A 21,979-nucleotide genomic window follows, 5' to 3' on the forward strand; every position below is an offset into this window, starting at 1 on the left:
TGACGACCTGTTTATTTTACCACCGAAGTGGTTTTTTGTCAAGCCTTATTTTTAGAAGCTTTTGAACTTTCTGAACTTGGAGCGCTTCAAGCATCTCAGTGTCAACCGGTGTTTTCCGCGTCTATTGGTTCTTTTCAAGGGCTTCCCGCTGAGGCTTCGGAAGTCATTCTTTTGCCTCAGCGCTTGGCGCTCAAGTATAATACCACACCCCCGCCTCCTTGTCAACACTTTTTGACAACTTTTTTCCATTCTTTTTTGTGCATGACCGGAAACGGCATCTGACCGTGAGGTATATGCGCCGCAGCTGCTTTGGTGCAGCTTGGCACGAATGCCTTTTCTCTGTGCTTATATAATGTATTATAAGCTTTCGCCGTATAATATTTTGCGATATTACACCTCGGAAACGGGTGTGCGTTGTCAAGAGGTCTTGGCTCAGATTTTATCCTGAAAATTATCCATGAATTTTGGCTAAAACTCCAAAACGCAAAATGTAGTGGTATTTTCCTTGACTTGCCACTAGATAGTGATAGAATAGAGCTACATTCAGTTTGTTGGATATCGTGTGCGCAAAACGGGTATCTCTTATTGTAAGAGATACCCGTTCACACTGTGCTTTATTTGTTAAGGAGGAGAGCCGATGAAGATCATCAAACGCAACGGTGCAGAGGTCCCCTTTGATATCACCAAGATCATCACCGCTGTTACTAAGGCCAGTGATTCTGTGAGCGGCCAGAGCCGTCTGACCAAGGACCAGATCACCCAGATCGCCGCTGCTGTTACCGACCAGTGTCAGGCGCTGAACCGCGCCGTCAGCGTGGAAGAAGTGCAGGATATGGTGGAGAACCAGCTCATGGACATCAAGGCACATGATGTGGCCCGGCACTACATCACCTACCGCTATGTGCAGAGCCTGAAGCGCCAGACCAACACCACCGATGAGCGCATCCTGAGCCTGATCGAGTGTCAGAACGAAGAGGTCAAGCAGGAGAACGCCAACAAGAACCCCACCGTGAACAGCGTACAGCGTGACTATATGGCCGGTGAGATCTCCAAAGATCTGACCGCCCGTCTGCTGCTGGACCCGGAGATCGTCAAGGCCCATCAGGAGGGCCTGATCCACTTCCACGATTCCGACTACTTTGCCCAGCACATGCACAACTGCGATCTGGTGAATCTGGAGGACATGCTGCAGAACGGCACCGTCATTTCCGGCACCTATATTGAAAAGCCTCACAGCTTCTCCACCGCCTGCAACATCGCCACCCAGATCATTGCACAGGTGGCATCCAACCAGTACGGCGGCCAGAGCATCAGCCTGACCCACCTCGCCCCCTTTGTGGATGTCTCCCGCAAGAAGATCGCCGCTGAGGTAGAAGTGGAAATGGCCGGTCTGGACGTTTCTGCTGAGCGCAAGAAGGAGATCGTAGAGCGCCGCCTGCGCAGCGAGATCAACCGCGGTGTGCAGACTATCCAGTATCAGGTGGTCACGCTGATGACCACCAATGGTCAGGCCCCCTTCATCACCGTGTTCATGTATCTGGGTGAAGCCCGCAACGCGCAGGAGAAAGCCGACCTCGCCATCATCATTGAGGAGACCATCCGCCAGCGCTATCAGGGCGTGAAGAACGAGGCCGGTGTGTGGATCACCCCCGCCTTCCCCAAGCTGATCTATGTGCTGGAAGAGGACAACATCCGCCCCGGCACTCCCTACTATTATCTGACCGAGCTGGCCGCAAAGTGCACTGCAAAGCGCATGGTGCCCGACTATATCTCCGAAAAGAAGATGCTGGAGCTCAAGGTGGACAAAAACGGCGAAGGCCACTGCTACACCTGCATGGGCTGCCGCAGCTTCCTGACCCCCTATGTGGACCCCGAGACCGGCAAGCCCAAGTACTACGGCCGGTTCAATCAGGGCGTTGTCACCATCAATCTGGTGGATGTGGCACTCTCCTCCAAGGGCAACTTTGAGAAGTTCTGGAAGATCTTCGACGAGCGTCTGGCCCTGTGCCACCGCGCACTGCAGGCACGGCACAAGCGGCTGCTGGGCACTCCCAGCGATGCCGCACCCATCCTGTGGCAGTACGGCGCACTGGCCCGACTGAAGAAGGGCGAAAAGATCGACAAGCTGCTGTTCGGCGGCTACTCCACCATCAGTCTGGGCTATGCCGGTCTGTATGAGTGCGTGAAGTATATGACCGGCAAGAGCCACACCGATGCCGGTGCAAAGCCCTTTGCTCTGAGCGTGATGCAGCACATGAACGACAAGTGCAACGCGTGGAAAAAGGCCGAGAACATCGACTACTCCCTCTACGGCACCCCGCTGGAATCTACCACCTACAAGTTCGCCAAGTGTCTGCAGAAGCGTTTTGGCATCGTGCCCGGTATTACCGACAAGAATTATATCACCAACAGCTACCATGTGCATGTGTCGGAGCAGATTGATGCCTTCACCAAGCTGAAGTTTGAATCCGACTTCCAGCGCCTGTCTCCGGGCGGTGCCATCAGCTATGTGGAAGTGCCCAACATGCAGGACAATCTGGAAGCCGTCATGAGCGTGCTGCAGTTCATCTACGACAACATCATGTATGCGGAGTTGAACACCAAGTCGGATTACTGTCAGGTGTGCGGCTATGACGGCGAGATCAAAATCGTGGAGGATGACGGCAAGCTGGTGTGGGAGTGCCCCAAGTGCGGCAACCGCGACCAGAACAAGCTGAACGTTGCCCGCCGCACCTGTGGCTATATCGGCACCCAATTCTGGAATCAGGGCCGCACGCAGGAGATCAAGGACCGCGTGCTGCATCTGTAATTTTTGCATAAAGGAAAGCGCCCTCGCCCTCTCAGTCAAAACCTTGCGGTTTTGCCAGCTCCTCCAAAGTGGGAGCCTTTGGCAGTACGGCAAACTTTGCCGATTTGCCAAGGCCTCTCCCTTTGGGAGAGGTGGCACCGCAGGTGACGGAGAGGGCGAGCCAGCTTGAAATGAAGCTATGAACTATGCAACCATCAAATACTATGACATTGCCAACGGCCCGGGGGTGCGCACCAGCGTGTTCGTGTCCGGCTGCCGCCACCACTGCCCGGGGTGCTTCAACGCCGTGGCGTGGGATTTTCATTACGGCCAGCCCTTCGATAAAGCCACCCGCAACGAAGTGTTTGCTTCCTGCCAGCCGGACTATATCGCGGGCCTATCGCTGCTGGGCGGCGAACCCATGGAGCCGGAAAATCAGCGGGAGCTGCTGCCCTTCGTGCGCAACTTCAAGGCCCTGTACCCGAATAAAACGGTATGGTGCTATTCCGGCTACACCTGGGAACAGCTGACCGGCAAAGAGCCAAACCTTGCCCGGTGTGAAGTCACCGACGAGCTGCTGAGCCTGCTGGATGTGCTGGTGGACGGCGAGTTCGTGCAGGCAAAACACGATATCTCCCTGCGGTTCCGCGGCAGCAGCAACCAGCGTCTGCTGGATGTGAAAAAGACCCTTGCCGCCGGTCAGCCCGTGTGGTGGGAGGACGAAAAGGTGTTCGCCACCCATACTATGGAAAAATAAACATAACAGAAAAGAGCGTCCGGTTTTCCACTTCCTGAACGGAACGTGTGGAAAACTGGACGCTTTCTTTTTTGTTTTACTCTCTGCTGCCCACCGCATCCTCGATGATGCGCAGGAAGGCATTGCCGTAGCGGGCGGCTTTCTTCTCGCCCACACCGCTGATATTCAGCAGTTCATCGGTGCTCAGCGGCTTCTTCTCCACCATTTCCCGCAGGGTGGCATCGCTGAACACCATAAAGGCCGGGATATTCTGCTTTCCGGCCAGCCGCTTGCGCTGCGCATAGAGGGCATTCAGCAGCTTTTCGTCAAACTCGCTCAGCTCGCCTGCCACCGCCTTTGTGCGGCGCGGCTTCTCGGTCAGGCGGCGGGCATTATCCGCCGCGCGCCGCCGGGAATACTCCACCTGCAGCTGCGCTTCCTGCTCTGCGGCCAGACAGCAGGAGCAGTTGCCACATTTCTTTGGTGCAGCTTCGCCGAAGTAATGCAGCAGAAAGCCACGCAGACAGTCCTGCGTGGTGGAATAAAATGTCATGTACTTGAGCCGTTCCTCGGCCTTGCGGGCAGCTTCGGCCTTTACATCGGCGGGCAGGCCGTTGTCTGCCTCCATCTCCTTTTCAATAAAGAAGCGGATGGTGCGCACATCGGTGCCGGAATAGAGCAGCGTGCACCGGGCGGGCTGTCCATCGCGGCCTGCACGCCCGGCCTCCTGATAATAGCTTTCCACATCCTTGGGCATGTTATAGTGGATCACGAACCGTACGTTGGGCTTGTCGATGCCCATGCCGAAGGCATTGGTGGCTACCATGATCTGCACCCGGTCATAGAGGAAATCGTCCTGATTCTTCCGCCGGGTATCCGCATCCAGCTTGGCATGGTAGGCCGCAGCCCGGATACCGCGGCTCTGCAGCAGGCGGGCAGTCTCATCCACCTGCTTTGTGGTGCTGCAGTAGACGATGCCCGCGTTGTCGCCCTCTTTCAGCACAAGGTCCAGCAGCTCCTTCGGCTTCTGGCTGGGCAGAGCGCGCCGGGTCTCAAAATAGAGGTTGGGACGGTCAAAGCTGGTGGTCACCTCATAGGGCTTCTGCAAGGCCAGCTGTTCCCGGATGTCATCCCGCACATGGGCAGTAGCCGTGGCTGTGAACGCGCCCACCACCGGACGGCTGGGCAGGCTGTCCACAAAGGCTTTGATGCGCAGGTAGCTGGGCCGGAAGTCCTGTCCCCACTGGCTGATGCAATGGGCCTCGTCCACCGTCACCATGCTGATGGGCCGTTCCTGCGCAAACCGCTGGAAGCCGGGCATTTCCAGCCGCTCCGGTGCCACATAGATGATCTTGTACCAGCCCTCCCGGGCGCGGCGCAGCATCAGGGCCTTCTGGTTGTCGGTGAGGCTGTTGTTCAGAAACGCCGCCGCCACGCCCGCCTGCACCAGCGCCCCCACTTGATCCTTCATCAGGCTGACCAGCGGCGACACCACGATGGTAATGCCCGGCAGCAGCAGCGCCGGCACCTGATAGCAGATGGATTTACCCGCACCGGTGGGCATCACCGCCAGCACATCCTGCCCGTCCAGCAGCCGCCGGACGATCTCCTCCTGCCCCGGGCGGAAACTGTCGTAGCCGAATACCTTTTTTAAGATCGAGTGCGGGTTTTCCATGGGTTCCTCCGTATCATAGAATAGGTTTTTTTCTGCGCAATGTCTTCAAAACCATATCAGTATACCACAAAAGCCGGGCTTTTGCGCAGGTGCAGAGCCGTTTTTTCGGCAAAAAGCACGAAATGTCAAAGGTAATTTTTTTGCAAATGATAGCTTTTCAGGCGCGAAAATGATATAATAGGAGCACATAACTCCATGTCCGGCGTTTTTATGCGCCGACTGTTGATAGAAAAAGGAGCAATCATCTTATGCAGCAGAAACTCATCACCTTTGCCGTTCCGTGCTACAACTCGGCGGCATATATGCGCCATTGCGTCGAGACCCTGCTTTCTGCCGGAGAGCAGGCCGAGATCATCCTTGTGGACGACGGTTCCGTGAAGGACGATACCCCGGCCATCTGCGACGAGTACGCCGCCAAATATCCCACCATTGTCAAGGCCATCCATCAGGAGAACGGCGGCCACGGTGAGGGCGTCAATCAGGGCATCCGCAACGCCACCGGCCTGTACTATAAGGTAGTGGACAGCGATGACTGGCTGGACACTGATGCCCTGAAAAAGGTTCTGGCCCGCCTGACCACTCTGGTGGCCCGCGGCACCGCGCCTGACATGATGATTTGCAACTACGTGTACGAGCATGTGGAGGACAACACCACCCTGACCGTGCGCTACACCAACGTGTTCCCGCAGAACCGCCTGTTCAACTGGACCCATGTGGGCCACTTCCGCCCGGACCAGAACATCCTGATGCACTCGGTGATGTACCGCACCGAGGTGCTGCGCAAGTGCGGCATGGTGCTGCCCAAGCACACCTTCTATGTGGACAACATCTTTGTCTACCAGCCCCTGCCCTATGTCAAGAGCATGTACTACATGGATCTGGATCTGTACCGCTACTTCATCGGCCGTGCCGACCAGAGCGTGAACGAGAGCATCATGGTAAAGCGGGTGGATCAGCAGCTGCGGGTCACCAGGCACATGATCGACTGTCAGGATCTGGATGAGCTGAAGGATCAGAAACGTCTGCACGCCTACATGGTGCACTATCTGTCCGTGATGATGGCCGTGAGCGACATCTTCCTGCTGCTGGACGGCAGCGACGAGGCAAAGGCCAAGCGCACCGGGCTGTGGCAGTACCTCAAGGATCACGTAAGCACCGGCGTTTACCGCGCCGTGCGCTACAATCTGGGCGGTCTGACCGACCTGAAGTTCCCCGGCGGCGACAAGCTCACGCTGGGCGTGTACCGCCAGCTGCGCAAGATCTTCAAGTTCAACTGATTCTTTGGAATTTACTCCTTCCGTCACGTCTTACGCCGTGCCAGTTCCCTCAAAGAGGGAGCCTTTGGCAGAATGGAACACTTCTCCTTCTCGCCAGAGCCTCCCTCCGTGAGGGAGGTGGCATCGCGCAGCGATGACGGAAGGAGTTTCTTTTATTTGCCCGACCGGAACTCTTTGCCGGGTCTCCATATTCCGGTTGCTTTTTATCTGGGCGGATAGTATAGTGGTGCTGTTCTCGGTGCTGGTGTATGAGCTGGCAGGCCCCACGCTGACCAAGATCGCACTGACTGCCGCTGGAGAGATCCGTCCCGAGGGACGCACCAGCGCCCGTGTGGAGAACAAGCCGGAAGAAGTTGCATAAAAGGGTGTTTTTTGTCGAAATGTCACGCAATCATTGACGAACCATGTTATTTTTTGTATACTGAGTATATCGAGATTGGAACAATTTTCCTGTTGTGTCATGGATTGGCTGCTACAGGAAAATGAATGAAGGAGATTGGTATACTATGAAAAGTACCGGTATCGTCCGCGGCATCGACGCGCTGGGCCGCATCGTTCTGCCCAAGGAGCTGCGCACCAGTATGCATCTGGACACTGACACCAAGCTGGAGATCTTTGTGGATGGCGACTCCATCGTGCTCAAAAAGCATCGGCCCGCCGGCAGCTGCGATTTCTGCGGCGAGGTGGATGAGTCTTCGGTGCAGTTTGCGGGCTACTGCATCTGCCCGGCCTGCCGCCGCAAGATCGGTGCACTGTAAAACACACAAAAAGGAGGCTCTGCTATGAGCCAGATGATCGATTTCACCGTCCCGTCCACTGTGCCGGGGCGGACTTTGCATGCCTTCCGCTGTGTGCCGGAGGGTGAAGTAAAGGCGGTTCTGCAGCTGTCCCACGGCATGGTGGAATTTATTGACCGCTACAAGCCGCTGGCGGAATATCTGGCCGGGCGGGGCATCCTTGTTACCGGCCACGACCATTTGGGCCACGGCGGCTCCATCCGCACCAAAGCGGACTACGGCTACTTTGCCGAGCCGGACGGCAACCGCGCCGTTCTGGCCGACCTGCACGCCATGACCGTGCGCACCAAAGAGCTGTACCCGGGCGTGCCTTATTTTCTGCTGGGGCACAGCATGGGTTCGTTCTATGCCCGGCAGTATTTGTGCGAATACGGCCATGAGCTGGACGGAGCCATCATCATGGGCACCGGCTTCCAGCCCAAAGCGCTGGTGCAGTTTGCCAAGACCCTCTGCCGGGTGCTGGCGGTCTTTCATGGCTGGCAGTACCGCAGCAAGTTCGTGGCCAACATGTCCTTTATGGGCTACAACAAAGGGCTGGAGGGCCGCACCACCCACGACTGGCTCAACCGCGATCAGGCCGAGGTGGACAAATATCTGGCTGACGAACGCTGCACCTTTACCTTTACGCTGAACGCCTACTACAGCATGTTCAGCGGCATCCTGCGCCTGCACGACCCGGCGTTCCTTGCAAAGATGCCCAAAGGCCTGCCGCTGCTGTTCTTGGCCGGTGACGCCGACCCGGTGGGCGAACAGGGCAAGGGCGTGCAGCGCGCCATCCAGAGCCTGAAAGATGCCGGTGTGCAGAACATTGAGTGCAAGCTGTACCCCGGTGCCCGGCATGAACTGCTGGTGGAAACGAACCATCAGGAAGTGTTTGAAGATATCGGCAGCTGGCTGGAAAAGCATCTTGCCTGATCTGCCGCATCCGTTTTACCGTCATTCTGAGGAATGGCGGTACTTTTTGCCCTAATGGCTGGCGGCGCTTTTGCCAGCCTGACCGGCAAAAATGCCCGGCACTGAAAGTTTTCCCGATTGCTGAAAAAGTCCCCGGAACCAGCGTTCTGGGGACTTTCTGCGTTTATTTTCAGTTATGCTATTATGCTTTCTTGGGTGCGATCCAGCCGTCGATCACATTTACCAGTGCCTTGCCGCGGCGGCCCAGAAGCTTGGGCAGCAGGACACGGGCCATGGCCCACACGCCTGCAAAGTTGTACAGGATGATCAGCGCCGTGATGATGCCGGTCCACAGGCCATAGAGCGGCGTTTCGGCCAGCAGCACAAAGGCTTCGATCACCAGCGCGGCGGCGTTCACCAGCACGCGGCCCGGATGCACCTGCATCCCGATCATGCGGTGGGCATCGATGGCGCGCAGGGTGAACACCAGCGCAAGGCCAAGGAAGGACGCATAGGTAGCGCCCACAGGCCCCCACCACTTGATGAAGAAGTAGTTCATGATGCAGTTGCTCACAGCACCCGCCATCATGGTGATCATGCTGCGGGTGGACTTTTTATTCACCACATACACGCTGTTCATGAACTGGTTGAAGCAGCTGCAGGTGGAAGCCATGACAAGGAAGGGCACAAAGTGCCATGCGTAGTAGTAGTTGGACTTCATAATGTGCATCACCGGGCGGCACAGCCAGATGATACCGGCTGCGCAGCAGAACAGCACACTGGAATAGGTGCGGAAAATTTTGGTAAAGAACTTTGCGCGGCCCTCTTCCTCGGTCACAGCGGAGAGCTGCCATGCATCGTAGAAGATCAGGCCCAGCGTAGTAAGGATGGTGGGCAGGAAATAGCCGGTTGAAAGCAGGCCGCTCCATGCATTGCCGTCGCGGCCGTCCAGGCCGTTGCACATCTCACGCACAAAGAACAGGTCGGATGCGTTGATGATCCAGAAGCTGATCTGTGCCGGGATCATGGGCAGCGAGAAGCGCAGCATCTGCTTCCACAGATCCTTGTTGATGCCCTTCAGCTCCACATAGTTCCACAGCTTGCCGGTGAACATCAGGAACAGCACACTGGAAAGGTCGCCGCTGATGATGGCCAGCAGGTAGCCGTTGGCACCCCACTTGAAGCCCACAAGATACAGCACGTAGAAAGCCATGGTGGCCACGGTGCACAGCACGCCGTCCACGGCCACCAGCTTGTTCCACTGGCGGCTGCGCACGAACTGGGTGCACAGGGTGCGCAGGCAGCTCATGAGCACATAGATGTAAATGAGCAGGCCGTACTGTGCCATATCGGGCAGGAACTGCGCAATGGGCCAGCACAGCACCAGAATGCCAAAGCCGCCCAGAATGGTCAGCAGGCCGTTGGTGAACACCTGTTTTTCGCTGTTGCCCTTGTCCAGACCAAAGCGGATGATGGCGTTGGACATGCCCATGGACACGAACGGGATGAGCAGGTTCGCGTACTGGCTCAGGATCTTGGAAAGGCCCAGATCGGAGATCTCCGCCATTGCATAGGTCAGGAACGGCTGGACGATTAGGGTGAGCAGCTTTGACGAGAAGCTGGAAATTGCAAAGATCAATGTGTTGCCGGCAAGCTTTGAATATTTATCGCCGGACTTTTTTTCGTTTTCCAAGGGAACTTCCCTCCTGTTTTACAATTCGGATGCGGGCCGGTCTGTGACCGCCCGCATCCGCTTTCCCACTATTTAGTCACTTTAAAAGCTGCTGCCGGGCTTTCCAGTCCGGCAGCAGCTTTGCCACCTCGGCCCAGAACGCCGGGCTGTGGTTGGGCTGCAAAAAGTGGCAGTACTCATGCACTACCACATAGATCTGCGCCGCCGGGGGCATATGATACAGCTGCAGCGCAAAGGTGATCTGCCGCTTTGCCATAAAGCACACGCCCCACCGGCTGGTCATGCTGCGCACTTTGATAACAGGCTTGTGCCCGCCCAGCACTCCGGCAAAGGCCGGGTAGACCTTATCGCTCATGGCCGTAAAATAGGCCAGCGCTGTTTCCTTATCCGGCAGAGGCCACGCTTCCTGCGCTGCGCGCCGCATGGCACGTTCCCGGGCCTGCTGCACCCAGTCGGCGCGTGCGGCCACAAAACAATCTGCCGCTTCTGCACTTGTCCGCAGGGGGATGCTCACCGCCACGGTGCCATCCTCCCGCACACGGATGTTCAGGTTCTTGACCCGTTTGCGGGTCAGCTCGTATTGGATGCCGCCTGCCGTGCGCAGCTGTGTCTCCTGCTTTCTGCCCGCCATGAGGTCAGGTAGTCTTTTTTGCCCGGTGCAGCATTTCCAGCGGCAGCTGGGCCAGCACCACGGCAGCAAAGATCAGCACGCAGCCAAAGACTTCCCGCGCGGAAAGGCTCTGGCCGAGCAGCAGCCAGCCGCCCAGTGCGCTGAACACGCTCTCCAGACACATGATCAGGCTGGCAATGGCAGGGTTCAGATCCCGCTGGCCCAGGATCTGCAGGGTGTAGGCCACGCCGCTGGACATGATGCCGCAGTAGAGGATCGGCAGCGCATTCTCCGCGAACTGCGCTGCGGAAGGTGTCTCGAACAGCAGAGCCGCAGCGGTGCTTTCCACCGACACCACCAGAAATTCGGCAAGGCTCAGCCGCACGCCGTCCACCTGCGGGGAAAAGTGGTCCACCGCAATGATCTGGAAGCTGAACAGCACCGCACAGCTCAGCAGGAGCCAGTCGCTGGACTCGATGCTACCAAAGCCGTTTTTCATGCACAGCAGGTACAGGCCCAACACGGCCACCGCCATGCTCACCCACAGCTGCGCGCTTCCCTTGCGGCCCAGAAACAGGCCGAACACCGGCACCAGCACCACGTACATGGCGGTCAGGAAGCCGGCCTTTGCCGTGGACGGATTGATGGTAATGCCGATCTGCTGTGCAGCGGAAGCAGTAAACAGAAGGGTGCCGCACACAAGGCCTGCCGCCAGCAGCTTTTTCTTCTCGGCAGCGGTCTTGGGCTTTGCATCGGTGCCGCTTTTGCGGCGGATGGCATCAAACACCATCACCGTAGGGATCAGCACCAGTACAGCCAGCCAGCTGCGCCCGGCCAGAAAGCTGTAGGCTCCCATGCCGGAACCGGCGCTCTGAGCCACAAAGGCCGTGCCCCAAATAAAGGAGCACAGCAGCAAAAGCAGAGAGTTCTTGGTTTGTGTGTTCATCAGCCAATGCCCTCCACCTTCAGCAGGCCGTACAGGTAGTACTTGCTGGAGTCATAGGAGATGGTCACACGGTACTGCGCCGCCGGATCCAGCCCGGAGATGGTGCAGCGGTAGTTGGTGCCGTCGGTGCAGATATAATAGGTGCTGTCGGTCATATACTCTGCGCCGCCGTCCACCTTTTTCCACACGGCCACCTTGAACCGCTGGGTACCCTCAGCCGTGCCGCAGCCCATAATGCTCAGCGTGCCGGAGGGCACGGTAAAGTAGCTGGTCTGGCGGCTCCAGATGCCGTTGAACACTGCATACAGGCAGCCATCCGCCGTGGCCGTGGCAAACTTGGCCGAGGAGTCTGCAATGCCCTGAATGATCAGCGGATCACTGGTCTGGTCGGCCCAGCGGGTAGTGTCCTCTTCCTGCACTTCGTCCGAAGTGCCCGCTGCCTTGTGCACGATGCTCTTCAGGGTGTCCTTGCAGCCGGTCAGGCCCACTGCAAGCACCAGCGCCATCAGCAGCACAACGATCCTTTTTTTCATCTTCATACGTTTCCTCACGAAGCAATGCGCTTCTCTTTGTTTTTCATCCCTCCGCCCTGTTCTTGTACAGAGCAGATACAGATATAGTATACCGCATTTTCCGGCGCTGTACAAGACGTTTGTCCTGTGCCGTACTGCAAGAAAAGCCCCGCCGGGGCTTTTCTTTTTGTGCGGTTTGCCGCCTGATTTTACGTTTCTTTGCCAGTGACCGTCCGCAGGGCAGCACACTCGGCAGCGGCCTGCTCCGGCGCACCTGCACCAAACAGACTGCCGTATCGGTACAGCGCCCAGCCGCCCGCGTTCTGACTGCGCAGGTCCTGCACCTGCCGGGCCAGCACATCGCCGGTGCTCCAGCCGCTCACGCTGTCCGGGTTTGCGCCGCCGTCACCTGCGCCCACGCGGTACGCGCCCAAGCCAAAATAGAGCGCCACGCCCTCTGCGCGCGGGTACGCCAGCCACGCGGGCACGATGTTCTCAAAGGCAAAGCGGATGCTGCCGCTCTGCAGCGTGTAGCCATAGCCCCAGTAGATCTGCGGGCAGAGATAATCCACCACCTGTTCTTCCCCGCCCGCAGCCAGCCACGTCGTCACATCGCTGTACTGGCTGTTGAGGTCGTTGTCGGGATTCCCCTGCGGAGCGATGCCAAAGCGCAGCGTCGGGTCTGCAGCCTTCACCGTGTCGTACACTTTCTTGACCAAGGCGGTCACGTTCTGCCGCCGCCATGCTGCAAGGTCTGCCGCACCGCTGGCCGCAAACTGCGCCGCATCGATGCTTTCTTCGGTCGTAGGGTAAAAATAATCGTCAAAGTGGATGCCATCCACCGCGTAGTTCCGCAAAAGCTCGGCCACGCCCTGCACCACATAGTCCGCCGCTGCAGGCTCGGCCGGGTTCAGATACAGCCCGTCGCCCACTGCACACACCCATTCCGGGTGGGTGTTGGCAAGGTTGTTCTCTGCCAGATTCGGCGGCATGGCTGCAGAGGACCGCAGCCGGTAGGGATTCAGCCACGCTTCCACCGAAAGGCCGCGCCCGTGGGCCTCCTGCAAAAGGATGTCCAGCGGGTCAAAACCGGGGTCCTGCCCCTGCACGCCGGTGCACAGGTGGCTCCACGGGAACAGCTGGCTTTTGTAAAGTGCATCCCCGAAGGGCCGCACCTGCGCAAGCACCGTGTTCAGCCCAAGGCCCGCGCAGTTTTCCAGCATTTGCACGCACCCGGCGCGGAAGGCATCCGCCGAGGAAAAATCCATTGCTGTCCATTCCAGATAGCTCACCCATACGGCCCGCCACTCGCCTGCAGGCAGGGCAGGATTCTCAACAGACTGTTTTTCCGCTTTCGTTTTGTCCCGTTTGGAAAACATTTTTCTGCGCAGCCACAGCCCCGCACCCACACAGGCAGCAGCACCGGCCCCCGCCAGAAAGGTGCGCCGGTTCACACGGCGCGGTTCCGCTTCCGTTTTTTTGGACTTGCGCCGCTGAGTCACAGGGTCTCCTCCTGGGTCTTATACAGCACAAGCGCTGCCCAGCCGCGGGCGCAGGCCAGCAGCACGAACATGATGTTCGTCCAGAAGGCAAGGGCGCTCATGCCCGCATACTTCGTCAGCAGCCAGAACAAAAGGCGCAGCGCTTCCGAGATGCACACCAGCTGCAGCGGGCGCTGGATGGGCCTGCCGTGGCCGTACTCGATGGCAAGCAGGCCCGGCCACACCAGTGCCGAGCACAGGTCGCCCGCCCAGCCGCCTGCAGCCAGCTTGCTGAGCATCAGCAGCACGAACACCAGCGTGTAGCTGCGCTTATCCTTGGCGGGAGCACCCTTCTGTGCGGCCAAAAACAGCACTGCAATGCCGGTGATGCAGAACACGATCAGTTCCAGCCCCGAAAAATCCATGCCGCCCAGCACGGCAAAGCCGCCCAGCATGGACATTGCCGCTGCCGCCAGCAGGAAAAAGTACCAGGTCTTGCGTGTAAATTTGAGCTTCATTGTGTTCCTCCCGCCTGCAGCAGTGCGCAGGCTCCTGACAAAATTTTCAAAGAATTAAAAATATTATAGCACAAAAGTATGCGGGTTGTGTTACAATAAGAAAAACTCTTCAGGAGGATCTTCATGAACGCCGCAGTTTCCATTGTCCTGCTTGCCGCCGTGCTTGGCGTGATCGTTTTTCTTTTGTCCCGGCGCGAGAATACCCGCCGCAGCCAGTACGGCCCCGCCGGCCTTTCGGAGTTCCGCACCGACCTGCCGCTGGACGAGTGCTTCGACCGGCTGGACGAGCACAGGGACACCGACGAGTTCGTGTACGAGTGCTGCCGGGAAAAGGACGGCGGCTTTCTGATGCATCTCACCCTGCACCAGCCCACCCAGCAGCCGCTGGACACCCTGTATACCCTCCGGCTGGACCCCGGTCGTCAGACCGTAGTGACCCTGATCTTCATCCGCGAGGCCTTTGGCTACAAGGAGCCGCTGTTCCCGCAGGAAATGCTTGATCGTTTTATGCAGCAAAAGCTGGATGCCCACCGCACCAAATAAAGTTTTGTGTAAATGCTTTTCATTTTGCGCTGTTTTTGGTATACTTGTAAGTGCCGCAGCGCAGAATATGCGGGCTAGTAGCTCAGTTGGTCAGAGCTGGCGGCTCATAACCGCTTGGTCCCGGGTTCAAGTCCTGGCTGGCCCATAACAAAAAAGAGCACCCATCGGGGTGCTCTTTTTTGTTGCCAGCCAAGACTTGAACAGCACAGCACCGCCATGGGCGGGGCAAACAACAGCCCGGTGGGCTGTTGTTTAGTGCGCGGGTCCCAGCGCATAGGAATGTCAAAAGGTGTCGGATGCCGTTCTGAGGGCCAGCCAAGACTTGAACAGCAACGACGACGACCGCGGCCTGCGGCCGAAACAGGGAGGAGTTGTTGGGACAGCGTTCTGATTTTTCAAAGCCCTGCCAAGGGGCTGCGGAAAAATCAGCAAACGCAACCCGTAAGGCCCTAACCGTCAGTTCCCTTTGCGGGTCCCAGCGCATAGGAATGTCAAAAGGTGTCGGATGCAGTTCATGACAAACAAAAGGCATCTGCAGCGGTTTCGGTCAACGAAACAGCGTCGCAGATGCCTTTCTCATTTTGTTCTTATCTGCACCATTTTGCAAACTCTTCGTCGGTGCACTTGACATAGTGGCTGCCGCTCACAAGGTGATCGGTGCCCTTATTGTAGTCGATGCCGGAAGATGCATAGTCGTAGGTCTCAGCCACGCGGCGTTTTTCCACCACCGGATTCGGCAGCGGGATGGCCGACAGCAGGCTGCGGGTGTAGGGGTGGATGGGATTCTCGAAGATCTCTTCGGTCGTACCCGTCTCCAGCAGGTGGCCCAGATGCAGCACGCCGATGCGGTCCGAGATGTACTTGACCATGGAAAGGTCATGCGCAATGAACAGGTAGGCCGTGCCGGTCTCCTGCTGGATATCCTTCATCAGGTTGACCACCTGTGCCTGAATGGACACATCCAGCGCCGAGATGCACTCATCTGCGATGATGAGCTTGGGGTTCATGATGAGGGCGCGGGCAATGCCCACGCGCTGGCGCTGGCCGCCAGAGAACTGGTGGGGATAACGCTCGGCATGTTCGGGCGCAAGGCCCACCTTGGCCAGAATTTTCTCCACCTTTTCGCGGCGCTCTTCGCGGGTCTTGTACATGTGGTGGATGTCCAGACCCTCGCCGATGATATCCTCCACCTTTTTGCGGGGGTTCAGGGATGCCATAGGGTCCTGAAAGATCATCTGCATCTGGGTGCGCAGGGTGTTGTTCTGGCTGTGGTTCAGCCTGCCGCTGATATCCTGCCCGTCAAAGGTGATCTTGCCGGCAGTGGGGTCATACAGGCGGATGACGCTGCGGCCGATGGTGGACTTGCCGGAACCGGACTCGCCCACCAGACCATAGGTCTCGCCGGGATAGATCTCAAAGCTGACATTGTCCACAGCCTTGACGGTATAGCTCTTGCTCACGCGGAAATACTGCTTCAGGCCCTCGACCTTCAGCAGCGGAGCAGCATTCTGTTCTGCCATTTATTCCGCCTCCTTGATCTTTTCTGCCTCGGCACGCATGCGGGCAATGCGCTGAGCAAGCTCAGGCGGCATGTCCACCTTGGGTGCGCGGGGGTCCAGCAGCCATGTAGCTGCATAGTGGGTGTCGCTGATCTTGAACATGGGCGGGTCCACTTCGTCGTCGATGTTCAGGGCAAAGTGGTTGCGCGGCGCAAAGGCATCGCCCTGCTTCTCATGCAGCAGGTTCGGCGGCGAACCCGGAATGGTGTACAGACGGTCGTCTGCGGTGTCCAGATCGGGCATGGCGGAAAGCAGGCCCCATGTGTAGGGGTGGCGCGGCTCGTAGAAGATCTCGTCGATGGTGCCGGTCTCCACGATCTTGCCTGCGTACATCACGTCCACATAATCGGCCACCTTTGCCACAACGCCCAGATCATGGGTGATGTAAATGACAGAGATGCCGCGCTCACGCTGGATGCTGCGGATCAGCTCCAGGATCTTGGCCTGAATGGTCACATCCAGTGCCGTGGTGGGCTCGTCACAGATCAGCAGGTCGGGGTCGCAGGCCAGTGCAATGGCAATGACCACACGCTGGCGCATACCGCCGGACAGCTGGTGCGGGTAGCTCTTCATGCGCTTTTCGGCATCGGTGATGCCCACCTCTTCCAGCAGCTGCACAGCCTTTTTGTAGGCGGCATCCTTGGGCATCTTGTAGTGCCACAGCATGCCCTCCATGATCTGCTTGCCGATGGGCATGGTGGGGTCAAGGCTGGTCATGGGGTCCTGAAACACCATGGCGATGCGCTTGCCGTTGATGTGGCGGCGGATCCACTTTTTGTCCTTCTGCAGCAGATCCACCGTCTCGGGGCTGCCATCAGCGTGATGGTAGCTGAACTGGATGGAACCGCTGTTCACGGTAGCGTTCTGGGCCAGAATGCCCATGGCGGCCTTCATGGTAACGGACTTGCCGGAGCCGGATTCGCCCACCAGCGCCACCGTTTCGCCCTTGTACAGGTCAATGTTCACGCCGCGGATGGCGTGCACCGGGCCTGCGGTGGTCTTAAAGGTGATATCAAGGTCTCGCACCGACAAGACCTGTTCTTTTTTCTTTTCAGGCATGGGGTGTTCCTCCTTACATACTCTTCATCTTGGGGTCCAGAGCCTCGCGCAGGCCGTCGGCCACGAGGTTGAAGCTCATCATCAGCAGGCTCATGACCACCATCGGCGGGATGATCTGATAAGGATGGGTGGTGAAGCTGTTGTACAACTCGCTGATCAGAGAACCCAGCGAGCACTGCGGCACCGGGATGCCCAGACCCACAAAGGACAGGAATGCCTCGGTGAAAATTGCGGTGGGGATGCTGAACATGACCTGCGTGATGATGGGTCCGATGATGTTGGGCAGCACTTCCTTGAAGATGATGAAGAAGCTGCCTGCGCCCAGCGTGCGGGAGGCCAGCACGAACTCCTGATCCTTCAGCTTGAGCATCTCAGCGCGGGCAATGCGGCTCATGCCCACCCACTCGGTCAGCATCAGGGCAAAGATAATGGTGATCATGCCGGGCTTGAGCACCAGCAGAAGCAGCGTGACGATCACCAGACGGGGGATGCCGTTGGCAACTTCCAGAAAACGCTGCATCATCATATCCACCTTGCCGCCAAAGTAGCCGGAGATCAGGCCGTAGCTCATGCCGATGACCATATCGATGATGGCGGCGGCAACCGCGATGATCAGGGACACGCGGGCACCCTCCCAGGTACGGGTCCAGATATCGCGGCCATAGGTGTCGCTGCCGAACCAGTAGTAGACATCCTCCTTGCCCTTTTCCACATAGGCATTCACTGTCTTGGAACCGGTGGTGGTGCTCATTTTCTCGTCACCGTTGAAGATGCCGAAGTTCTCCAGCACCTGCACGCGGGGCGCAAAGTTTTTCTGGCTCAGCTCCTGACCGGAGTAGGTATACTCGTTCATGCCGGGGCCAAATGCCGCCAGCAGCACGATAAAGACAACGAGGATCAGGCCGAGCACTGCGCTCTTTTTGCGGAAGAAGCGCACCCGCACATCCTTCCAGAAGCTCTGTGCGGCAAAGTTCGAGTCCATTGCGATCTCTGCGTCGTTATGCTTGAGCACAAAGTCCTTCTCGTTGAAGGTGTGCTCGGAATACATGGTATCCACTGCGCTGACGATGGCATCAGCCGTGGCTTCGCCGCCCAGGTGAATCGCTTTTTCTGCCATATCAGTCGTCCCCCTTTGCCAAGCGGATGCGCGGGTCGATGATGCCGTACAGCAGGTCAACGACCAGCATGATGCCAATGTACATGGCGCTGTAGATGAAGCTCAGACTGATGACCACATTGTAGTCGTTGGACTGGATGGCCGTCACCAGCAGGCTGCCCACACCGGGAATGGCGAAGATCTTCTCCACCACCAGCGAGCCGGTCATCAGGTCCACGATCAGCGGGGCCAGCACGGTGATAATGGGGATCAGCGCATTGCGCAGCGCGTGGCGGAAGATCAGCGCCGGGCCGGAAATGCCCTTGCTCTCGGCCAGCAGCATATAATCGGAGTCCAGAACTTCGATCATTTCACTGCGGGTAAAGCGGGCAATGGAAGCCATGGTGAACATGGACAGCGAGATGCTGGGCAGCACACTGGAGCCGAACACGTCCTTTGCGCTGAACAGCATGGGGAACCACTTGAGCTTGAAACCAAAGGTATAGCTCAAGGCCAGTGCGATCACGTAAGACGGCACCGACACGCCGATGACCGAGATGATGGTGGCCAGAGTGTCGAAGATGGTGTCCCGCTTGAGGGCTGCAATGATGCCGAGCACAAGGCCCACGATGGCACCCAGTGTAACAGCCATGCCGCCCACACGGATGGAAATGGGCAGACGGGACTGGATCAGCTGGGAGATGGGCGTGTTCTTGGAAATATTGTAGCTTACGCCGAAGTCACCGCGCAGCATGTTGGTCACATAGCGGAAGAACTGCACATAGATGGGCTGATCCAGACCGTACTTTGCGTACAGGGATGCGCGCATTTCCGGTGTCAGCTTTTCATCGTTGAAGGGCGAACCGGGCATCAGCTGCATGAGGATGAACAACACCAGCAGGATGGCCAGCAGCGTAAACAACGAAGTGATAATACGCTTGAGCGTGTATTTTTTCACGTTGGGTAGACCCCCTTAAAGTTTCTTCTCCGCCCTGCACGGGGCAGAACGGCTCCCGCCTGCCGCGGTCAGCCGTGCACCGCACGCGGACAGTGCAAAAGCCAAAAAGTCGCACAGCGGCATTTTCGCTGCCACTGTGCGGCATTTCAGTTCTCGATCAGGATCAGACGCTCTTCTTTGCGTCCTTGTAGACGCGGTTCAGAGCAACCGGGTGGAAGTCCACGCCGGTCACGGCAGAAGAGATCATCTCGGCGTTGCACTGACCATACAGCGGGAAGATGGCGGCCTGCTCCAGCACGATGGACTCAGCGTCATACATGGCTTCCCAGCGACCCTCGGGATCGGTGCACAGATCACCGGTGGTGCACTCTGCGATGATGGCATCGTAGTCAGCGTCGCTCCACAGACCGTAGTTGTTGGAGTTGCCGGTGACCCACATGCCCAGATAGGTCATGGGATCGGCGTAGTCGGGGCCCCAGCGGGTCAGGCCGATCTCAAAGTTGCCGTCCTGCATATCCTGCACGCGCTGCTTCTTGGGCTCTACCTTCAGCTCCAGAGTAAAGCCGGGCAGGGTGGTCTGCAGCTGCTCCTGAACGACCTGAGCGACCTTCTGAGGAGCATCGTCGGCATCGACGACCATGGTGAAGGAGAAGGAATCCTTGCCCAGCTCAGCCTTGGCCTGCTCGTAGTACTCTGCAGCCTTGTCGGGATCGTATGCGCAGAACTCTGCAAACTTGGTCTGGTCGGCGCTGAAATCGCTGCCGTCCGGGCCGGTGGCGAACTGTGCGGGCACTGCGGTGTAGGCGGGAGAAGAGCCGTCCTTCAGCACGTCATTGGTGATGGAATCACGATCCAGTGCAAAGGTGATGGCACGGCGCAGGTTCAGGTTTGCCAGCTCCGGCACAGCGTCCATGTTGGGGCTGATGTACCACAGGTAGCCGGCGCCCACGCTGGTGAACTCGGGGTCGTCCTTGACCTGCTCGACCTGCTCGCCGTTCAGCAGGGTGATATCCAGATCGCCGTTCTGATAGCTCATCAGAGCCTGCTGGCTGTCCTTGATGACCTGATAGTTCAGGCCGTCCAGCGCAATGCGGTCGGCATCGTAGTAATCGGCGTTCTTCACCAGCTCAAAAGCGGTGGCAGCCGGCTCATAGCTGGTCAGCACGAATGCACCGTTGGACAGCACGGTGTCTGCGCTGGTGCCGTAGGTATCGCCGCAGCTCTCAAAGAACTTCTGGTTCATGGGGTAGAAGGTGGGGAAGTACATCAGGCTCAGGAAGTAGCTGACCGGAACATTCAGCTCCACCTTCAGGGTCTTGTCGTCCACTGCGGTGACGCCCAGATCGGTGACGGGCTTGTCGCCTGCAATGATCTCGGCGGCGTTGACCACCTGACCGATATCGCTCAGCATGTAGGCATACTCGGATGCGTTTGCGGGGTCAACAGCACGCTGCCAGCCAAACACGAAGTCGGCTGCGGTAACGGCATCGCCATTGGACCACTTTGCATCCTTCAGGTGGAAGGTGTAGGTCTTGCCGTCCTCGCTCAGCTCATAGCTCTCTGCCAGAGCCTCCACGGCTGCACCGTTCGCATCCATCTGCATCAGGCCGTCGGTGTAGCATGCGATGACCTCAAAGGAGGTGCCGTCGGTAGCCAGCTGGGGGTCCAGAGACTGGACTTCGGTCTCCAGCATGACGTTCAGCACACCGCCCTCAGCAGAGGCGGCTGCACCAGAAGCAGCGGTGGAGCCGGAAGCAGCGGTGCTGGAAGAGCCGCCGCAGGCAGTCAGAGCCAGTGCAGCAGCCGATACGCCTGCAGCAGCCAGGAAGCTGCGGCGAGAAATACGACGATCGAATTTCATATTTTTTCCCTCTCTCTTGCCTCAATGCTTTATTAAAGTAAAGCATTGAATGGTGAAAAATGCACAAAGGTTTTTTGCTCCTCCTCTGGAGCACTGCACACCTTTGTGCGATATCCGCATTATACGCTGTTCCACCTAAAAAAGAAAGGCTTCCGGCTGTTTTTCTGTGCTTTGACCAATGGTCAGTGAAAAATATGTTTTTATTTTTGTGCAGATTTGAAGATGTACTGTATTTTCGCAAAATACAGTTTCACGAAAACATGAGTTTTTTGTGTTTTTCCCGGAAACAGATGAAGAGATTTCACCTGTGTATTTTCATTTTTTGTGCATAAGTCGTACTTTCAACCCGTTTTTTGTGCACATACCAGACTCAAAAAATCCCTGCTGAAAACGCACCGTTCTCAGCAGGGAAACACCGTTTTTTCGTTTTTCAGGCAAACATCGCCACTACGTAAATCTCGCCGCCGTATTCAATGAACACCGCGCCCATCTGTGTGCGGCCTGCCGCATAGCTGCGCAGTGCACTGCCCGCCTCGCTCAGCGGCGGAGCATACAGGTAGCCGGTAAAGCCCCATTCGTTGTTCATTGCAAGGCCGATCACCACGCCTTTTGGCAGGAACAGAAAGCTGGTGGAATGATCGATAAACTCGTACACATTCTTGTCCAGCATGGCACCGGAGCCGGTGGTCATGGGCACCTTGCGTGTCAGCAGGCCGGACTGGGTGGTCAGCTGGGTGGAGTCCTCCACCAGCCAGTCTGCCAGACGGCTGGCTGCATCTTCCAGATCGGTATTATAGGTCAGGCTGGAGTCTACCTCTTTCATCAGGGCCTTGGCCTGTTCTGTATCCTTCTGCACCGTGCCGTCCATCAGTGCACTGCATCCGGCCAGCACCGCCAGTGCCAGTGCACCCGCCAGCAGGCAGGCCAGCCATTTTCTTGCATGTTTCATAGAGTGGTTCTCCCCTTTCGGTCTGTT

20 protein-coding genes and 1 tRNA gene are annotated in these 21,979 nt (G+C 57.7%); 8 read left to right on the top strand and 13 right to left on the bottom strand.

What is annotated here, in order from left to right:
• Positions 1-637 precede the first annotated feature (637 nt).
• Both nrdD and nrdG read left to right on the top strand, forming a co-directional pair.
• The gene (gene nrdD / locus DW937_RS11245; RefSeq protein ID WP_120120962.1) at positions 638-2,809 is read left to right on the top strand and encodes an anaerobic ribonucleoside-triphosphate reductase; all 2,172 of its coding nucleotides are present in this window, start codon (positions 638-640) and stop codon (positions 2,807-2,809) included.
• Between the two features lie 178 nt (positions 2,810-2,987).
• Complete coding sequence (gene nrdG, locus DW937_RS11250; RefSeq protein ID WP_120120963.1) at positions 2,988-3,545, top strand: anaerobic ribonucleoside-triphosphate reductase activating protein; 558 nt, start codon at positions 2,988-2,990, stop codon at positions 3,543-3,545.
• A 76-nt stretch (positions 3,546-3,621) separates the two neighbouring features.
• On the opposite strand, the gene DW937_RS11255 is transcribed toward nrdG, so the two are convergent.
• Positions 3,622-5,199, bottom strand: coding sequence for a RecQ family ATP-dependent DNA helicase (locus DW937_RS11255; protein WP_120120964.1), 1,578 nt, complete (start codon positions 5,197-5,199; stop codon positions 3,622-3,624).
• A 248-nt stretch (positions 5,200-5,447) separates the two neighbouring features.
• Between DW937_RS11255 and DW937_RS11260 the strand changes: the two genes are divergently transcribed.
• From DW937_RS11260 to DW937_RS11275, 4 genes are all read left to right on the top strand, one after another.
• Complete coding sequence (locus DW937_RS11260; protein ID WP_120120965.1) at positions 5,448-6,476, top strand: glycosyltransferase family 2 protein; 1,029 nt, start codon at positions 5,448-5,450, stop codon at positions 6,474-6,476.
• Between the two features lie 223 nt (positions 6,477-6,699).
• The gene (locus tag DW937_RS11265) at positions 6,700-6,837 is read left to right on the top strand and encodes a hypothetical protein (RefSeq protein ID WP_243111473.1); all 138 of its coding nucleotides are present in this window, start codon (positions 6,700-6,702) and stop codon (positions 6,835-6,837) included.
• A 145-nt stretch (positions 6,838-6,982) separates the two neighbouring features.
• On the top strand, positions 6,983-7,234 hold the full coding sequence (locus DW937_RS11270; protein WP_005938917.1) for an AbrB/MazE/SpoVT family DNA-binding domain-containing protein: 252 nt from the start codon (positions 6,983-6,985) through the stop codon (positions 7,232-7,234).
• A 24-nt stretch (positions 7,235-7,258) separates the two neighbouring features.
• The gene (locus tag DW937_RS11275; RefSeq protein ID WP_097774136.1) at positions 7,259-8,188 is read left to right on the top strand and encodes an alpha/beta fold hydrolase; all 930 of its coding nucleotides are present in this window, start codon (positions 7,259-7,261) and stop codon (positions 8,186-8,188) included.
• Positions 8,189-8,369: 181 nt separating this feature from the next.
• On the opposite strand, the gene DW937_RS11280 is transcribed toward DW937_RS11275, so the two are convergent.
• The 6 genes from DW937_RS11280 to DW937_RS11305 all read right to left on the bottom strand — a co-directional run bounded on the left by DW937_RS11280 (position 8,370) and on the right by DW937_RS11305 (position 13,927).
• Positions 8,370-9,860, bottom strand: coding sequence for a lipopolysaccharide biosynthesis protein (locus DW937_RS11280; protein ID WP_120120966.1), 1,491 nt, complete (start codon positions 9,858-9,860; stop codon positions 8,370-8,372).
• 76 nt (positions 9,861-9,936) lie between these two features.
• Positions 9,937-10,491, bottom strand: a complete 555-nt coding sequence (locus DW937_RS11285) for a M48 family metallopeptidase (RefSeq protein ID WP_120120967.1) — start codon at positions 10,489-10,491, stop codon at positions 9,937-9,939.
• 4 nt (positions 10,492-10,495) lie between these two features.
• Positions 10,496-11,416 (bottom strand): DMT family transporter, encoded by a 921-nt coding sequence (locus DW937_RS11290; protein ID WP_120120968.1) that lies wholly within the window; start codon positions 11,414-11,416, stop codon positions 10,496-10,498.
• Complete coding sequence (locus DW937_RS11295) at positions 11,416-11,949, bottom strand: hypothetical protein (RefSeq protein WP_243111474.1); 534 nt, start codon at positions 11,947-11,949, stop codon at positions 11,416-11,418. Before DW937_RS11295 ends, DW937_RS11290 begins: the two co-directional genes overlap by 1 nt.
• 188 nt (positions 11,950-12,137) lie before the next feature.
• Positions 12,138-13,430 carry a family 10 glycosylhydrolase gene (locus DW937_RS11300; RefSeq protein WP_120120970.1) on the bottom strand — a complete coding sequence of 431 codons (1,293 nt, stop codon included), beginning with the start codon at positions 13,428-13,430 and terminating at the stop codon, positions 12,138-12,140.
• Entirely contained in the window at positions 13,427-13,927 is a 501-nt protein-coding gene (locus DW937_RS11305) for a hypothetical protein (protein ID WP_005938897.1), read from the bottom strand. The genes DW937_RS11300 and DW937_RS11305 overlap by 4 nt, the downstream gene beginning before the upstream one ends.
• 123 nt (positions 13,928-14,050) lie before the next feature.
• Between DW937_RS11305 and DW937_RS11310 the strand changes: the two genes are divergently transcribed.
• Together DW937_RS11310 and DW937_RS11315 are read left to right on the top strand one after the other, a co-directional pair.
• Positions 14,051-14,470: a hypothetical protein gene (locus tag DW937_RS11310; protein ID WP_120120971.1), complete on the top strand. Its 420-nt coding sequence runs from the start codon at positions 14,051-14,053 to the stop codon at positions 14,468-14,470.
• Positions 14,471-14,541: 71 nt separating this feature from the next.
• Positions 14,542-14,615 (top strand) — tRNA-Ile (locus tag DW937_RS11315).
• A 442-nt stretch (positions 14,616-15,057) separates the two neighbouring features.
• Here the strand turns inward: DW937_RS11315 and DW937_RS11320 are convergent.
• The 6 genes from DW937_RS11320 to DW937_RS11345 all read right to left on the bottom strand — a co-directional run bounded on the left by DW937_RS11320 (position 15,058) and on the right by DW937_RS11345 (position 21,952).
• Positions 15,058-15,990 carry an ATP-binding cassette domain-containing protein gene (locus DW937_RS11320; protein ID WP_120120972.1) on the bottom strand — a complete coding sequence of 311 codons (933 nt, stop codon included), beginning with the start codon at positions 15,988-15,990 and terminating at the stop codon, positions 15,058-15,060.
• Positions 15,991-17,088, bottom strand: a complete 1,098-nt coding sequence (locus DW937_RS11325) for an ABC transporter ATP-binding protein (protein WP_120120973.1) — start codon at positions 17,086-17,088, stop codon at positions 15,991-15,993.
• Positions 17,089-17,101: 13 nt separating this feature from the next.
• Positions 17,102-18,205 (bottom strand): ABC transporter permease, encoded by a 1,104-nt coding sequence (locus DW937_RS11330; RefSeq protein ID WP_097774146.1) that lies wholly within the window; start codon positions 18,203-18,205, stop codon positions 17,102-17,104.
• A 1-nt stretch (position 18,206) separates the two neighbouring features.
• Positions 18,207-19,142 carry an ABC transporter permease gene (locus tag DW937_RS11335; RefSeq protein WP_005936865.1) on the bottom strand — a complete coding sequence of 312 codons (936 nt, stop codon included), beginning with the start codon at positions 19,140-19,142 and terminating at the stop codon, positions 18,207-18,209.
• Positions 19,143-19,305: 163 nt separating this feature from the next.
• Entirely contained in the window at positions 19,306-21,003 is a 1,698-nt protein-coding gene (locus tag DW937_RS11340) for a peptide ABC transporter substrate-binding protein (RefSeq protein ID WP_120020672.1), read from the bottom strand.
• Positions 21,004-21,433: 430 nt separating this feature from the next.
• Positions 21,434-21,952 (bottom strand): hypothetical protein, encoded by a 519-nt coding sequence (locus DW937_RS11345; protein ID WP_120120974.1) that lies wholly within the window; start codon positions 21,950-21,952, stop codon positions 21,434-21,436.
• Between the last annotated feature and the right edge of the window lie 27 nt (positions 21,953-21,979).

It is taken from the genome of Faecalibacterium sp. AM43-5AT, assembly GCF_003603345.1.
GTDB classification, from domain to species: Bacteria; Bacillota; Clostridia; order Oscillospirales; family Ruminococcaceae; genus Faecalibacterium; species Faecalibacterium taiwanense.

What these genes read in the sequence shown, in the direction of transcription:
- nrdD (WP_120120962.1), top strand. Translation starts at nt 638, where the DNA reads ATGAAGATCATCAAACGCAACGGTGCAGAGGTCCCCTTTGATATCACC.
- nrdG (WP_120120963.1), top strand. Translation starts at nt 2,988, where the DNA reads ATGAACTATGCAACCATCAAATACTATGACATTGCCAACGGCCCGGGG.
- DW937_RS11255 (WP_120120964.1), bottom strand. Translation starts at nt 5,199, where the DNA reads ATGGAAAACCCGCACTCGATCTTAAAAAAGGTATTCGGCTACGACAGT.
- DW937_RS11260 (WP_120120965.1), top strand. Translation starts at nt 5,448, where the DNA reads ATGCAGCAGAAACTCATCACCTTTGCCGTTCCGTGCTACAACTCGGCG.
- DW937_RS11270 (WP_005938917.1), top strand. Translation starts at nt 6,983, where the DNA reads ATGAAAAGTACCGGTATCGTCCGCGGCATCGACGCGCTGGGCCGCATC.
- DW937_RS11275 (WP_097774136.1), top strand. Translation starts at nt 7,259, where the DNA reads ATGAGCCAGATGATCGATTTCACCGTCCCGTCCACTGTGCCGGGGCGG.
- DW937_RS11285 (WP_120120967.1), bottom strand. Translation starts at nt 10,491, where the DNA reads ATGGCGGGCAGAAAGCAGGAGACACAGCTGCGCACGGCAGGCGGCATC.
- DW937_RS11290 (WP_120120968.1), bottom strand. Translation starts at nt 11,416, where the DNA reads ATGAACACACAAACCAAGAACTCTCTGCTTTTGCTGCTGTGCTCCTTT.
- DW937_RS11295 (WP_243111474.1), bottom strand. Translation starts at nt 11,949, where the DNA reads ATGAAAAAAAGGATCGTTGTGCTGCTGATGGCGCTGGTGCTTGCAGTG.
- DW937_RS11305 (WP_005938897.1), bottom strand. Translation starts at nt 13,927, where the DNA reads ATGAAGCTCAAATTTACACGCAAGACCTGGTACTTTTTCCTGCTGGCG.
- DW937_RS11310 (WP_120120971.1), top strand. Translation starts at nt 14,051, where the DNA reads ATGAACGCCGCAGTTTCCATTGTCCTGCTTGCCGCCGTGCTTGGCGTG.
- DW937_RS11320 (WP_120120972.1), bottom strand. Translation starts at nt 15,990, where the DNA reads ATGGCAGAACAGAATGCTGCTCCGCTGCTGAAGGTCGAGGGCCTGAAG.
- DW937_RS11325 (WP_120120973.1), bottom strand. Translation starts at nt 17,088, where the DNA reads ATGCCTGAAAAGAAAAAAGAACAGGTCTTGTCGGTGCGAGACCTTGAT.
- DW937_RS11330 (WP_097774146.1), bottom strand. Translation starts at nt 18,205, where the DNA reads ATGGCAGAAAAAGCGATTCACCTGGGCGGCGAAGCCACGGCTGATGCC.
- DW937_RS11340 (WP_120020672.1), bottom strand. Translation starts at nt 21,003, where the DNA reads ATGAAATTCGATCGTCGTATTTCTCGCCGCAGCTTCCTGGCTGCTGCA.
- DW937_RS11345 (WP_120120974.1), bottom strand. Translation starts at nt 21,952, where the DNA reads ATGAAACATGCAAGAAAATGGCTGGCCTGCCTGCTGGCGGGTGCACTG.